The 15170-nt window shown below is 55.5% G+C and carries 10 protein-coding genes and 2 pseudogenes; 4 read left to right on the top strand and 8 right to left on the bottom strand.

Annotated elements, in window-relative coordinates; genetic code table 11:
* Nucleotides 1–53: 53 nt before the first annotated feature.
* Nucleotides 54–995, top strand: a pseudogene (locus tag HWX53_RS02760) (ATP-binding protein); the annotation flags it as partial.
* Between the two features lie 168 nt (nt 996–1163).
* On the opposite strand, the gene HWX53_RS02755 reads toward HWX53_RS02760, so the two are convergent.
* From HWX53_RS02755 to HWX53_RS02740, 4 genes are all read right to left on the bottom strand, one after another.
* The gene (locus HWX53_RS02755) at nt 1164–2300 is read right to left on the bottom strand and encodes a site-specific integrase (RefSeq protein ID WP_175939206.1); all 1137 of its coding nucleotides are present in this window, start codon (nt 2298–2300) and stop codon (nt 1164–1166) included.
* 280 nt (nt 2301–2580) lie between these two features.
* Complete coding sequence (locus HWX53_RS02750; protein WP_175939204.1) at nt 2581–3177, bottom strand: hypothetical protein; 597 nt, start codon at nt 3175–3177, stop codon at nt 2581–2583.
* Entirely contained in the window at nt 3164–5254 is a 2091-nt protein-coding gene (locus HWX53_RS02745; protein WP_175939202.1) for a site-specific integrase, read from the bottom strand. The genes HWX53_RS02750 and HWX53_RS02745 overlap by 14 nt, the downstream gene beginning before the upstream one ends.
* Nucleotides 5247–7118 (bottom strand): hypothetical protein, encoded by a 1872-nt coding sequence (locus HWX53_RS02740; RefSeq protein ID WP_175939200.1) that lies wholly within the window; start codon nt 7116–7118, stop codon nt 5247–5249. Before HWX53_RS02740 ends, HWX53_RS02745 begins: the two co-directional genes overlap by 8 nt.
* A 972-nt stretch (nt 7119–8090) precedes the next feature.
* Here HWX53_RS02740 and HWX53_RS02735 point away from each other — a divergent pair.
* Nucleotides 8091–8234, top strand: a pseudogene (locus tag HWX53_RS02735) (copper-binding protein); the annotation flags it as partial.
* Between the two features lie 407 nt (nt 8235–8641).
* On the top strand, nt 8642–9136 hold the full coding sequence (locus HWX53_RS02730) for a ProQ/FinO family protein (protein WP_175939198.1): 495 nt from the start codon (nt 8642–8644) through the stop codon (nt 9134–9136).
* Between the two features lie 672 nt (nt 9137–9808).
* On the opposite strand, the gene HWX53_RS02720 is transcribed toward HWX53_RS02730, so the two are convergent.
* Nucleotides 9809–11047 (bottom strand): permease, encoded by a 1239-nt coding sequence (locus HWX53_RS02720; RefSeq protein ID WP_175939194.1) that lies wholly within the window; start codon nt 11045–11047, stop codon nt 9809–9811.
* Nucleotides 11048–11157: 110 nt separating this feature from the next.
* Nucleotides 11158–11355, bottom strand: a complete 198-nt coding sequence (locus HWX53_RS02715; RefSeq protein ID WP_175939192.1) for a heavy-metal-associated domain-containing protein — start codon at nt 11353–11355, stop codon at nt 11158–11160.
* Nucleotides 11356–12502: 1147 nt separating this feature from the next.
* Here HWX53_RS02715 and HWX53_RS02710 point away from each other — a divergent pair.
* Complete coding sequence (locus HWX53_RS02710) at nt 12503–13741, top strand: acyltransferase (RefSeq protein WP_175939190.1); 1239 nt, start codon at nt 12503–12505, stop codon at nt 13739–13741.
* 240 nt (nt 13742–13981) lie between these two features.
* Here HWX53_RS02710 and HWX53_RS02705 read toward each other — a convergent pair whose 3' ends face one another.
* Both HWX53_RS02705 and HWX53_RS28015 read right to left on the bottom strand, forming a co-directional pair.
* Nucleotides 13982–14971, bottom strand: a complete 990-nt coding sequence (locus tag HWX53_RS02705; protein ID WP_244139986.1) for a beta-propeller fold lactonase family protein — start codon at nt 14969–14971, stop codon at nt 13982–13984.
* The gene (locus HWX53_RS28015) at nt 14968–15168 is read right to left on the bottom strand and encodes a heavy-metal-associated domain-containing protein (RefSeq protein WP_175940578.1); all 201 of its coding nucleotides are present in this window, start codon (nt 15166–15168) and stop codon (nt 14968–14970) included. The genes HWX53_RS02705 and HWX53_RS28015 overlap by 4 nt, the downstream gene beginning before the upstream one ends.
* Between the last annotated feature and the right edge of the window lie 2 nt (nt 15169–15170).

Here is a 15170-nt window from a genome sequence, read left to right as displayed (position 1 = left end):
TAGTCTTATTGCCGGCGCCGCCGTTTTCGGCGCGCGCCGTTTCAGGTGAAATCATGTCGCTTGCCGTGGTACGCAGCCGCGCGCCCGCCCCTGGGCGCGCGCCGGAAGTTGTCGTCGAAGTCCACCTTGCCAACGGGCTGCCGTCGTTCTCCATCGTCGGCCTTCCCGATCTCGAAGTCCGCGAAAGCCGCGAGCGCGTACGCGCCGCGTTGCAGAACTGCGGCTTCGATTTTCCCGTCAGCCGTATCACCGTCAATCTCGCGCCCGCCGATCTGCCGAAGGAATCGGGACGCTTCGATCTGCCGATCGCGCTCGGCATTCTCGCCGCGAGCGGGCAAATTCCTGCGGAATCGCTCGCGAATCGTGAATTCGCGGGCGAGCTATCGCTGACCGGCGCGCTGCGCCCGATGCGCGGCGCGTTCGCGATGGTCTGCGGCGCGGCGCGTCAGTACGCGGGCAGCGCCGGTGTTCCCGAGATATACGTGCCGCTCGCGAGCGCCGCCGAGGCCGCGCTCGTGCCAGGCATCGACGTGTACGGCGCAGCTGACTTGCCTGAACTGTGCGCCCATCTCAACGGCGTGCCCGACGCGCGGCTGCGGCCCGCGCAAGCCGCTACGCTTTCGGACGCGTCGTCGGCGCCGTCGCCCGATCTCGCCGATGTGATCGGTCATCCGGGCGCGCGGCGGGCGCTCGAAGTGGCGGCGGCGGGCGGGCATCATCTGCTGATGGTCGGGCCGCCGGGCGCGGGCAAGTCGATGCTCGCCGCACGTCTGCCCGGCCTTCTGCCGCCGATGTCGGACGACGAAGCGCTCACGTCCGCCGCCATTCTCTCGGCAAGCTCGCTGGGCTTTCACCCGGCGCAGTGGCGGCAGCGGCCGTTTCGCGCGCCGCATCATTCGTCGAGTTCGGTCGCGCTCGTCGGCGGGCGCAATCCGCCGCAACCGGGCGAAATCACGCTAGCGCATCTCGGCGTGCTCTTTCTCGACGAGCTCCCCGTTTTGCTTTATGCAATGCGTTGTCAAAACCTGGTAACCGTATGACTTTGAAAAGGAAAACGCCAAGAAGAACAGGGAACTAGGGCTGACAATCGTCAAACTGGAACGGAAGTCGAAGGCCCGGGCAAGGGCCCCAGAAATGTGGGTGGAACGGAGCAATCCTAGACATCAATCCTCGCTGGCAAGCACGGTGGCATGCTGTCTCGCTGCCTCAACGGAGGATTGGTAAATACGAAACGAAACCAGTTGTGGTATTCCCTCTGCCACTCTCTGCTCATGTTGCTCCCCACATACCTTGAGAGACTCAGCGAGGAGGTCGGCTCGCACGCTCTGCTTAGTTTGTTGCAAGTTGGCCAACTTCGCCTCAGCGCCCTCTAGGTAGTGCAAGATGGTCTTCATGCTTTTCTGCCCAGTTTGCTTCATTACCTCCCTCAGCATCGCACCTTTGTTCAACATCAAGCGATGGAAGTCATCCTTCGACAGCGCGTTATGTTTCTCCATCAGGCGGGTAAGCTGCTCGACGATGAACACCCCTCTAAACATGTGATGACATGTCTGCTCAGAGATGCCAGCCGCTTTTCGAAGGTCTCGCATGAGCTGGGTTATGGTGTTTTCGGCCAGCTGCTTCCCAGTGGTGGCACTCACAAACAAGAATCCGTCGTCGTTCGCCGCGCCGCACGTGGCGTCTATGACTACCGACCGAAATACTTTCACGAAGCTTAGAATTTCGTTGATTTCGACGCGATTGATTTCAACATTTCGCCTTTCGGGCCGTCCCTGTTTCAGCGTAATCACGCTCAACGAAGGTGTGGCCATTCGCCCAGCATTCTCAAAGTCCTCCACGCGTAGCATCAGGAGTTCGGTCCTACGACATCCGAGTATGCGAGACAGCCGCAGAATGACGTGGAGACGGCGCTTTCTGTAAATAGCAAATCTGCCGTTACCGACCACATCGCTGACTGCGCCGGCAAGCTTTTTGATGTTTCCGTCGCTAATAGCACCCCTGCTCCGAACCACTCCCCGGTCAGGCAAAGCAGCGTGCTCCCAACAATCAAACGAACGCGGAGGGCCGCCCTGTTCCGGCGCACGCAGTTTAGTGACCTTCTCAGCTCTTACTGCGCCAGTGGCGGAAACAAAATCGGGGCGACAATGCAGTACCCCTACATGAAACAAAAAATCCAAGACGTCGCGACAGATATTCCTTGGCGTTGAGCCATCCCGTATCAAGCCGCTGGCGACGTTGCCCGGTACTTTCGACTCGTGAAGAATATTGTTGACGAACAACTTAAACTTCGCGTCCGACATATCTATGAAATTCGTTTTTGTCTGATAACAAAATCGAACAAAATGAGAAACGTTGTAGGCCTTCAGCCTAACCGTTCCCCCTCGGACAGCAGTCGCATTCCCAGCTTCTATCTGGGCCTGAAGATATGACGTCGCCTCGAAACAAAGTCGCCCGTCCGGCCAATTCAGATATGACCCGTTGTCGAGTTCACTGAAGTGCGCCACTCCGCCATGGTCCAAATGGGAGAAGTACCGAAAATGGCGCGGCAACGTGACAACAAGCTGCCGCTCCTCTCTAACTTCACTCCCCTTCCGCCTCTTCATTGCGCCTCACGACAGGTTGATTCAACAGACTGAACATCGCCATTATTTCCGCCCGTTCGGTCTTGACTTGCTTTTCCACGCCTTCGTCGGAATATTGTTGCACAATGCTGTCCAAAGTACTTAACAAGGCCCGAATCCCCTTAACGAGTTGCCAGTTATCGCTTTGCAATTGATGATAGTCAGCACGAAGGTTCTTCAACTTTAGCTCAAGGTCTGCTTTAGAGCCTCGGCCCGGTCGCGAGGTTCGAGCCGGTGTCCTCTCCTTTGAGAATTCCAATACAAGCTTCGCCCTGATTGCATCTAAGGTGGCCCACTGCATACCAATTTCACTGTTTGCTCTTTTCTTTAAAGTATTCAAGCTACAAGGAAAAATGCCAAGACTTTCGTCTTTGAAGCCGGCGAGCGCCGCCTGGGAACTCACAGCTGCCACGAGTCCCGGCCACTCCCTAAAATCCGAAATGCTCCGTTCCGCATGCTCCAACAGCTTTAGCAAGCGTATCGTCGAGCTTCTCTCCAGCTTGATTGCCTGCACGAAGTCGCTTTTGATAGCCAACGTATCTTCACCTTGTGACATGCAGCGCGAGTTTTCTACCGCAAGGGAAGCTCAGTACCTCGTCGACCGCCTGGCCGTCGCCCTCCCGTCGCTTTGAGCATAAGAACATCTCCACAGCGTCGGACTCATCCACGACCACACACGCTGAGCCGAACCTTGACTCAATCACAGCACGCAATCGCTCATACGCGCTGTCGCTCGAAGTCTTCAACGCCTCGACGGCAACGTGTGCTTGAACCCTCTCCCGCTCCTCGACAGAAAAATCAAAATCGATGTACGCGTCAACTTCTTTTAGACTAACATGACCAAGATACCAGCTTAGGGCATCAAGCGTGCCGGCTCGACGCATGTAATAGCTAGTGACAAAAAATCTTCGCAACTGATGTTGCCGAATATAAGCTCTCTCTCCCGACGCTCTCAGTGGCATCTCGATGTAGTCATAAAATCTGTCTAGCAACCGGTTCATGCTTGAATGAGATAGGACACACTCGCCATCTTCGCTGAATGAACAAAACACACCTACAATTTTCGGCATTCCCTCTATCTCGGATAGTTCCTTGTGAAATTGTCTTATTTGACTTATGACCTGAATCGCCAACTTCGGAATCGGTCTGGAGATGATTTGACGACTGCCTAAGTAGCCCGTTTTTCTGTTGGCAAAAACGAGCAGGCGGTTGTCAACGTCCAGGCAAGTGGCCGCAACCAAATCTTGCAATTCGCCTTGCCGTCGGCCGGAAACGGCGCCGACGATAAACAAGCACGCCCCGATTGCGATATGCAGAAGCTCCAACAGCCCTTCGTTTTTACGCATTCTGTCAAAAAAATCCGAGGCCGATGGCCGCATCTTTTCGTTATTCAAGCCCGGCCACGACCGACCCAAAGCTCTAGCAAGGCTCCAAACCGCAACCCCGATTTCTCGAGTCTCCTTCTTCACTAACTCCTTTATGCGAAGAGGAGTGGCATATGCTCGCCATCCTTCCTCTTTGGCGTTGCACGCTGCGCGCGCGACACTTACGTAGCTTGAAAAAATATGACTAACTTCGCGCTTAAAAAAATCTACAGCTCTTGCAAATGCGAAATTGACTTCGGCCGTGGACGGAATCACATAGTGGCCCGTCGAGGTTTGGGCAAGGTACAGTTCAGCACTTGCATCGGTGAGTTCACGAAGGGCGGCTCTTGGGATACCTTTGCCCGCGTCTGCAACATGCCGCAATCGGCGAACAACTCTAAGATATAGCCGTAATGTCGCAATGCTCGCTGGCTGGTCGTCTTCATACGGCGCCGCCTGGACAGATGCCCGTGGGTACTCACACGTGTAGGTTTCTTTTGGTGCCCAGCACAGCTCCTCTAGCATTTTTCGCCGTACCGCGCCAGCGATAGTATTCTTGTATATACGTGAACTGAGCGCGACCGTGTTGGGCTTAATGCTGTAGGGTGCACCAGACGATTCGGACACACACAAGCCCTCTCGATGAATCCAAATGCGCGCGTAGATTAACTCACGGTCGCTCAGGTTCAATTCCCGTTCGTCCGCGTTTAAGTCAATCGATGCGATATTGGGACTACGCTTCATAGCGCTGCACACGTCATCCCAAGTTACCGACGCCGACTCACCTCGGAGATAATCACCAAGCCGTTCTCTCCAATTGTAAATATCCGCGGCCGCGCCCGACGCTGCTAGCGTTGAAAGCATTCGCTTAACATCAGAAGCAGTCAGGGCATTCAGTGCAAACCGGTGAATTCTCAAGGTTTCACCGTTGAGCAAGAAGTAGTCTATTATCCGCATCGCTGAGCGAACGTTGTAATAGGTTGACCTTCCAGCCTTTTCCCTTCCTTTATTCTCTTCTGCATGTTCTTGGGCACACAAGAACATGCGACATTCATCCCAAAGCTCGTCGTTCTTAGGGTCTGTAAGCAACGACCCGTCGTTTAGCCGCACTTGCCAATCAATTTGAAATTCATGTCGGTCTTCGAAGAAGCAAGTCCAAACTGGCGACTCGTAGCTGGACTTTAAAAAGCGGGCTCGGCGAAGTCGTTTCGCCTTCTCGGCAATATCTTCGTCAATCCATTTTTGTATATCAGCCGGGAGATTACTCATATAGAACTCCTTCGACCAAAGAAACACTGGCCGCACTGCGACCGCGGTCAAGGTAAGCAAACAGGTCTGGCCGCGTCTCCTTGATTGCCTCGATGTGTTCAATTATCGGGGAGGAGGCCTCGGCCCAAAGTTCTGCGGCCGGTCGAAGACTTCTCGTAAGATGCGCCTTTTTCGATAATTCAATGCTGCACAGTATCGTCATCACTGATTCGTCTATCCCTATTAGCGTTGTTGAGCCGCTCATTTGTTCCGTTCGTTCAACAGATTGACCGGGAAATCTATTGTCCGCGTCGTCGACTCTCAGACAGTGATTTTTCATGAATCTTTCAAGTTCGGCAGCCGATTCAAACCCGCTCGCCTCAAGTCTGTATGGGCTGTTTTTCAGCGCCTCTACGATAAATCGAGTCTGGTGAATCCTCACCCAGCGCTCCATAAAAAAAACCATTAGCGGCTGCGGTACATAGCGCACGACAAGCTTGTAGTTGAAGCGCACATGACCGAGAGCGCGAGCTACCTCGGCCGTATCTTGTCTTTCCAAATAATTTGAGACGACCACCTGCGCTCGAAGTTTCGTCAGACTGAAGTTCGCAGCAATTTTTGATGCCTGCTCCAGCGAACATAGAGTAAGCTCTTGGAGTTCCCTAATGAACTGTTGCGATTGATTTCGTTTAGTCGAAATCTTGTGTGTAACGGCGCCAAATTTGGTTGGGTAGCCAAAACCGCCTCCCGTGCTAAGAAACATGTATCTGTACGCGTCGTCCCCCCGGCTTTTCAGGAATCTTCGGCATATTCCCGTGATGCACAAGACTCTGAGAACCATCCGAGCGGATTCACTTGTTATCTGAATAGTCTGTTGTGCCTTTTCCTTTCCTCGACGCCGCTTAAAACCCCGCAGGAAATATCCTGCCTGGTTTGTCCCAAAACCGACCCTTGAGTTGTACTTGTCATACAGCTCAAGTGTCGCTAGAAAACTGTCCGTAATCTCTGGGTGACGTATCACCAGGATAGTCATAAACGGGAAAATTGCCGTTAACGTGGGCATGCCCAATTGACTAGCCATGTCCCCTCTCTTGCGGCCGAAAAGCTCTCGCTGACTCGGCCCTTTGTTGTTGAGATAGTCGTAATTAGCCACCAACCCGTATTTTCTTAGCGTGGCAGCTCTATTTTCGAGCTTTTCCCTGTCTTCCATACGCATCTTCGGAGAATCCAGCGCTCCATGGTGCCTCAAGGTAACCGGAACCCCTATCATCGCGAGCGCCAATCTGTTCTTGTAGGCAACCCATACTTGGTTAGCCTTTGCTTCGGCCCATCTTGCAATCACGTCTAAATCACTGGAAACTTCTTGCGTTTTTTGCCTAATTGCTTCTTCGTCTGTGAATGACTCGGTAGAAAACGGAGTGACGCTTTTAAAGCGGAGCAGACTGCCACCAATGCGTCTAACGTGCGTGTCCGACGGCGGAACAAAATGAGCTGGTGGAAGTGGCAAACCGCCAACTGGCTCAACGAATATTCCCGATTTGTCGAGCGCCTTCAAGAATTTGGGCACCCGCGACCGCCATGCCGCAATAATAGTTGTAACCGCCGAGCCCGTGGTTCGGGTTTGCAACAAATACCTTATTAACCCCTTCCAGAATTCTTGACTAGCATTGTGGTCTGAACGAGCACTAAGCGCGAGTTCGGAATTCATCACCATGTAACTAGGCAGTTCGGTTCTGAGCGGAATAGCGGCTCGACCAATCAGCGCATGATAGCTGGCGCACGCCAAATAGAACTCCCGCGTATATTCACGTCCGAACGTGTCATATACGCCTGCGAGGTCAAACCATGTTGTAGTGCCTGTCGAGTTGGTGCTCGCCCAGTTCATCCAGTAAGCGACTCGTTCTTTATCCAGAATGAGGCACTCAAATCTACACCGAAACTCCTCTAATGTAGGCGACGTGCTTCGCACACTTGGAAATGCGGCTGAGACCCAGCTGTCTGGGGCCGACAAATCGGATGCTGCCAGGATACGTAGCGTAGCCCTTGCTTTTCTGTGCCTTGTGTAAAGTGTCGCGGCGAAAAACTTAGTCGAGTACACTGCGCCGAGAAAAAGTTCAAGGGTTACTCTATTTTTCGCCCAATCGCCTCGAACAAATCTCAATCCAGTAATCTGCAGAAAGCACTCGAGTAACAATAATATTGATTTAACCGAATCTTGGACTGGCGCCCCAATCTTCGCTGCCGCTTTGGTGAACAAATCGGTTATCCAACCATCCGTTGCGGGTCTCGGATACGAACCATAGGCGCCTAATTCTTCAACAACCGCTCGCGCGTCTGCAGATGTGTATGGTCCTAGCAGCGGACGCACCCCAATTTTCTTCCTCGCCATGTACGCTCCCAGTCTTCGTCGCCCGCCAACGTCGGGGCTCCTTAGGAGTCCCGAGGGTGTCATGTGCGCCGGTGCGCCGCAACCAAGTCCGGGTTGAGTCGTCACCGGCCCGGACACTCCGATTTCGCGCCCCGTCGTCCTTCACCGGTCAAGACGAGGCAGCAAGCACCGCCAACGGCACAAACTTATCAAGAAAATGAATTTTATTCAACGAGGTTCGCGTTTTCCCGATTTTATTACGCGGGTATTAGACAAAAGTAGCATTTCACACTATACGGAAATAGTGAGGGTCGGACTCACAGGCTTCACTCAGTCGTGTCACCCGATGTCCGGTAGACTCGAGTTCCTGTCCAGTTCTTACCCTAAATCTTCTGAAAGGCCGTTCACGCGCTCAGTAAGTGTATTGACCGTCGGCTAAAATACGCCTGCATTTGCGTCCAATCGCCCTCGCAACGCCTGTGGCTACTCGTCGGCATGCCGCCCATGACCATGGCGTTCAGAGCGAAGGATGCTGGGATGCTCAAGCGGGTGCAGGAGGGCGATAAGGTCAAGGTCCGCGTCGAGAATGTCAACGGCGGGATGACCATCGTAAAAATGGAAAAGCAGTCGTGAGCGGAGTCGATGACTGGTCGCTTGCAGTCTGACCACGAGCGGCCGGGCTGCGGCTAGGCGAGCAATGCGGAGTAATGCAGTATCGATGAATCGGCCCTGCCAAACTGCGACAACGCGGTGAGCTGGCCATGTCTGCCAAAACTTGGTGAAAAAACGCCCGCACGGGGGCCGGGCGGGCCCAGGTCCACGTCCGAGAGAGAGGGGAAGGACGCGGAGGAGACATTGTCGGCTTGCAATCGTCATACCTGACTACCGGCCCGCTCCCGCTCGCATCGATTCTTACCCCTATATCACGGGGAAGTCGGTGGTCCGCGCGTCGGCTCGCCGACGAATGGGGGCCTGAAGGCCGAAATGCCAATGCCTTGGACGACTGTTAGAATCCGCTCTTGTTTCCTAGATACACGGACATGGGCTTCGAACAACTCGCTGCTCTAAAGCAGCAACTCGCGCAACAGGCTAAGAGTGCTGCCAAGCGGCAGGCCGGAAAGAAGCAAGTTAGCCGGGCTGACCGACCGCCGGACACCAGCGCGACGCCACCGGTGGACCCGGTCGTGCATACTATCGGCAAGCTACAGAAGCGTTTTCCGAAAGCGTTCCCAAGAAATCCCGCACCGAAGGTCGCGCTGAAAGTAGGCATCCTCAACGACCTTCTGGCACAGCGCGCTGACCTTTCCCTTTCTGAGCGCGAGCTGAAAGACGCAATCAAGCTTTGGTGCAGAGGAAACCGTTACTGGAACAGCTTGGTCGAGGGTGCGCCGCGAGTAGACTTGACGGGCAATCCGACGGGACAAGTGTCTACCGCAGACGCGATGCGCGCGCGACAGTTGCAGGCAGGAAGGTCCGCGCGCGTTGGGTCACCTGGTGGCGCTGACGGCCAGACTTTGCAAGCCGGCAAAAAGTAACGGTCCCGAACTGACAGCACCGACGCCTCCGCATCTTTCCCGGACCCGCTAGACCACATCGCCGTCGACTCGGAAGCCCAAAGCGCCGCCAACCCTTCGATAGCTCCCGGCCTCGGATGTCGACGTGACGCTGATTAAGGACTTCTTGCTCGCGGGAAACGAAAACGGAGAGATTGCTGGATGCATTGGCCTCGAGCGGTTTGGTTATTCCGCGCTCTCAAGGTCGCTAGTCGTCGCACCGACATCTCGTAGCAAGCAACTCAGTTCCACGCTATTGCTCGCGGCCGAACAAAGAGCGCGAATGCAGGGCATTCGCGATTTGTGGCTGCTGACCACGACCGCAGCTGCAATGTTCCGCCGCTACGGATACGCCGATGCTGACCGACTTACGGCGCCTCGAGAAGTCCAGGGGAGCGCACAGTTTCGGAAGCTTTGTATTGCAACGGCCGCTTGCATGAGGAAGGTCATGTAGCGTGCTTTTGCTTATCGCCCGAGAAACGCAGCCCTTCGACCTTCTCTGGGCAGCCAAAGCCTATGTTGAATTGTCGTCGGCTGCAATGCTCGTGCTGTCTCACCATAGGCATTGGTGCGGCCGCTTAGCTTGGCGGTCACTCCGGCCACAGCCCACGCGATACCGGCGTGGATTGCAGCCTGTTCATGACCGAGAACTCCTTATCCTCTTCTACCCGCTTCGCGTTGACGCGTTTTGGCGTGGTCGTGGCGGTGACGCGAAACTGCAGCTTGCGAGCCGTGGCCTGAGTGGGCCTCATGGTCATGCTCACCACCTTGCATCATCCGCATCATCTCAGGGCCGCCCGTCCGTAGAAAGACGACCAGCAAGACGATGAACACGGCACCGAAGATGATGTCGAGAACCGATGTGTAGTTGAAGGTAATCGTTGCGTCGACGACTGCCGTATGTCGCTGCGTCGGAACCCAGCCAAACAACTGAAACAGCGCTTCAACCAACAGGGCGGCGGAAACCATCGCAACATAGAAGGTCACGGCAAGGAAAATAGTCATCCTGCCGCCGTAGTATTTTCGGTATATGTCTAGGATGGGGACTATGATGAGGTCGCCGAAGATAAACGATGCAACGCCCCCAAAACTAATGCCGCCGTTCCACAGCACCGCCGCGAGGGGTACGTTGCCCACCGAACAGGTGAATGACGCAACGGCAATAAGCGGTCCAATAAAGGCACCCCAAATCATGGCCAGCGTGGGATGACTTACGAGGAAGAATTTCTGCCAAAAGCTGCCGGGTACCCAGGCGCCGAGAGCGCCGGCAACAATCAGCCCGATACCAATGTCCCGCCACAACATGGTCCAATTCATCACGTAGTTGTGGCTGATGGCTATCCAACCCTCTTTTGAGACCAGGCGCTGCTTCCAGGAGCCGTGCTGTTCGCCCATTGACATGGCCGCATGTCCCTCCATGCTGCCCGCGATGCCTTTGTCAGCCTGCTCAATGGCTTTTTTCTCCAGCGAGTCCTTGAGGAAGAGCCGGAAAAGGAGGACCAGGACGACAATCATGATTGGGCCGCCTATGAACTCAGCGGCGGCAAACTGCCACGAAATCAGCACCCACATCAGCACGCCGAGTTCCAAGACAAGATTCGTCGCCGCAAATTGAAACGCCATGGCGGCCGTGAAGTCACCACCTTTACGCACGATTGAGCGGGCCATGGCCACTGCGGCGTATGAGCACGACGACGATGCGGCGCCCAGCAGGCTCGCGATGGCAAGCGAGCGTGGAGAAGCACTCGGTAGTAACTTGGACATCTCGGACTTCGAGACGGCAACTTCAATCGCGGCAGAGAACAGAAAGCCCAGGCTTAGTCCCCAGAAAATCTGCCATAGCATCGTGAAGGCCATCCAGAGCGCATGGCCTAAAGCAGTGACAATCTGCATCGCAATCTCCGGTATCGAGACGTCTGCGCAAGCCGTGAGCAACTGAGCACGGTTGAGCTGGGCGGCGACTACCCCGTTAGCATTTTCATCTTTCCTGGCGGACGATGTGACTACGCGCTGACGGTTGGATGAAACCCTGCGGCCTCAATGGCGGCGACGAGACGTTCGGAAGGCAGGACCGACTCGACCTTGACGATTTTGCTAGCGATGTCTATTTCGACCTTGGCCGCGGGGTCCACGGCGGTGACCGCACGCGCAATCGACTTCGCGCACCCACCGCATGACATGTCGTTGACTTTGAGTTCCATCTCTTGCCCCCAGTAGCAAATCGAAAGCCCAAGCATGAACCTTCCCAAGGTGGGAATGTCAAGCGACGAAGCTCGCCAGTTAGTCGCTCGGCAAAGCGGCCCAGGGAGCGACAGGAATGCGAGGCCCACATGAAACGGCTCCCTTATCCGTCGCGACAGCGGTGAGCTTCATTGCGCTCGCTGGCGTCGCAGCCGAATTCGCGTTGTGATGCTTCAAAATGCGTCATTTCGTTGCCACCGTCGTCGGTTGCTCGCGTATTTAGTAAGTCGTCAGCCGATACGGACGCAAGCGCCAATACCTAGAATATGTCGTGCACCGTGATAGCGTGCCGCGTTTCTCGTATAAGCTCCCCGTAAGCGCTCATTACGTTAGCGGGCTTTCTATCGACAACGTTCCTGAGTGCAATCGCTGCGGGTGACACCTTCGATAGAACTGAGGATTAAGCTGGAAGTTATGTTCAACTGGCGCCGGTTGATTGCGGTTCTGCTACTAGCGTTGAGCGTACTCGCTCAGACGTCGGCGGCCGCATTCGTACCGCTGGGTCTTGTTGGGTGCGATGACCCGGGCCAGAGCCAAGTTGAAGGAAACCAAGCTTCATTGTCCGCCCAGCGCTTTCGGCAAAGGTCCATCAGTGTCGAAGAGTCGCAGAAGACGCAAGGGCATTGCCACGCCTGCCATGCGGCTAATTGCTGTAGCGAACTCCTTTGCTTCGGTGCAGTTCTCCCGTCAAAAGATGCATTTATCGGCCCGAGCGTCTATCTTGGGCGAGCCCCATTGACGCACGCGGCGAATCCCCGAGCGTCATTTCTTACAGGTGGCATAGAACGGCCGCCTCGCCCTCTCGACGTCTAGCGGCTGCGCTAACTCAACCATCGGCCTGCGCCCATTTCCGGCCGTTCCGCTGGTTCGCGCGAGCCGTCAAAACCGTTTACCCGAACAGGCCAAGTGCCGAACAGCCAGCCCCTGTGCAGTGACTCGGGCCCCAGCCGTTCCGCACTTGCCTACGCGCCCCTTGGCCTTAGCGTCTCATTCGGAATCACCGGTCGTTCCGCGACGCGCGAGTGTCGGGTCCGTGGCAGACAGCGAGCCACCAGACGCGAGATTCAGTCGACGGATGATGCCGCCAAAAAATTGCAGGAGACCTTGATGAAGAAGTTCGTCGGTTTGGACCTACTTCGCTTCGGACTAGCCGTGTACCTCATGATTTTCCACACGGTACGCGAATATCCTCAAAACGTAAGGATTCCGCTCATTGAACTAACGAACCTTGGTGGGTTCGCAACCAGCACTTTCTTTATTCTGTCGGGATTCATTCTCTCGCACGTCTACTTCGGACGCACCACTGAACTTCGGGGTGGGACAAGAGAATTCTTTGTCAAGCGACTCTCTAACCTATATCCGGTCCACCTCATCTCGCTGATTCTCTTGCTCGTAGTCTCAGCCACCGGCACGCAAACGCTGAACAGCTTTTACCTGATGTCGCTGGACGACGGGGACGCGCACGTCGTACTCGACGGCGCCGGTACAGCAATCAACTTTGTCCTCAACACTCTTCTGCTACAGGTATGGAACCCCTTGTATGCGTCAATCAATGCTCCGTCGTGGTCGCTGTCGACCTTGCTATGCTTTTACATCGCCTTTCCCTTCGTTGCTCCTCGGCTCTTGAGGGCTGACCGAAAGGTGCGACTGCTAGTCGTACTGTGGGTGCTGTATCTCATCCCGCCGGCCGTCGCCACTTTGATGCATTGGTACGGCCCAGCAGCTGTCGGTTTAATCACCCGTAACCCGCTGCTTCGCCTGCCCGAATTTCTCGCAGGCATTCTCCTGTATGGCCTATACCGCGAAGGGCTGCTCGCTAGCGCCTGCAACCACCCTGGTAAGGTCATCGGTGCGCTGCTTTTCGTCACCGCCTCTTTTGTCTCCTGTGCGTGGCTCGAGTCTCACGGCCCGCTTTACTCGCGCTACCTCATCCACAACGGTGCTTTGATGCCGGCAGAATTGCTGCTCGTTGCCGTTTTCGCCTTCGTTTCAATCGGCCCAAGGTACGAGAACCTCAGCGTGCGGCTAGGCAACTCAGCGCTGTCAATCTTCGCCATTCACGTGCCGTTGTTCTTCATAATGATGAAGGTCTTGAAGCTCTTGCAGATGGGCGAGTCTCCTCTTTGGTGCGCGTCGCATTTTTCAGCGTGCGTTTCCGCGTCGAAGCAGGTAGTTCCCAGCATGGCAACGTATCCGCTGTATCTCATTGCCACTGTTATCGTCGCCGTCTATTTCCAGGAACGACTTCTGGTGCCGGTCCGCGCGCTGTTGCGCGCACGGCTTCTCGCAAAGCCGCCGCAGCAATCAACTAATGTAGCTCAGCAGCGCGGAGCGCAGAGCAATTGATGCGGCGTCGGCTGGCCGCCGGGCCTGGCGGGCCCGGCGGAAGATGTGCCACTGCGGCGAGGCGTCGACGGGCGGTAGCTCCCGCTGCCAGCTACCATCTACTCACGCCCCGACGCATCTTTTTGTTGGCAGTCTCTATAGCATACCCATCTCAGGGCCGCGCAAATCCGCCGCTGGGTCTTACCATCGCTTGGCTTGGGCGCCGTCCTCGTCCAAAGCTGCAGGCGCTCGCAGACGCACTCAAGAGAGCGGCGCTCGGTTGTGGAAGTAGATGCCGTGAGGTGACTTTCCAACTTTGACTGTGTTGACGAGCTTCAGTGTCTTCATGTCGATGACGCCGACGTACCGAGTAAATCGGAAAGTCACCCAGAGGTATCGCCTGTCCTCGCTCAGTTCCATGTCATCGGGACCTGGCAATAGGCCGCTAATGGTCCCGACTGTAGTCAGGTTGTCTTGGTCAAGGATACTGATGGTATTGCCGACACGGTTGCTGACGAGGATGTGATGACCATCAGCAAGGGACCGAAAGTTGTGCGCGCCCTTGTCTGTATGAATCGTCTTCACCACCTTACGAGCGCGCCAGTCGACAACCGCGACATAGTCCGCACCGGTCATCCCAACGAGCAGGTATTTGTCGCCAGGCGTGAGCCAAAGCCCCGCTGGGGCTTTGCCCACAGGCATTTTCCATAGAACCGTTTGACTCGCGAGGTCGATAGCAGCCACTTCTCCGGACTCTTGCAGAGTGACGAACACAATCTTGCTGTCGCCCGTAAAAATCATGTGGCTAGGCATCTTGGCGAGCGGAACCCGCTTCGCCAACGAGAAGTCTTTCCCGTCGTACCTGTATATGTCGATGCGGTCAAGCCGCAATCCATTGGTGACAAACCATTTTCGGTCGTTCGAGAAGCCGAGCTGGTACGGGTCTTCGATGTTTGGAATCCATCGCTGAACCTTCCCGTTCTCCGGGTCGAGCAACACCAGATTGTTTGCCACCGAATTGGCGACAATGAGCGACCGGTTATCAGGCGTCGCCATCAGGTGGTGCGGCTCCTTGCCGACCGGATAGGTGTCTAAGACCTTCTGTGTCCCTTGGTCGATGAGGCTGATGCTTGCATCGGCCGAGTTCAATACGATGACGTCATCAGCGTGCGCCGTCGCCTGCGCGAGCCCAATCACCGCGACACTCAGATGCCGCACAGCGTTATGCAGCAATAGTCGAATGACGCTCATGCTTGGGCCTCGGTCGCACTGTAGCCAACTGATTGGAGGGCATCTCTAATCATGCGCTCAGACGCGGTTGTTTCGACCTCAACCGTCTTCGAGGCCACGTCGACACTCACTCGCGCGACGTTGTCTACCTGTGCGATGCCCCTCCGGACGGTCTGGGCGCATCCGCCGCAAGATATTTTCTCGACATGAAATTTCATCA

This window comes from Caballeronia sp. BCC1704, assembly GCF_902833455.1.
GTDB lineage: Bacteria > Pseudomonadota > Gammaproteobacteria > Burkholderiales > Burkholderiaceae > Caballeronia.
This window is presented reverse-complemented; position numbering and strand designations above follow the sequence as displayed.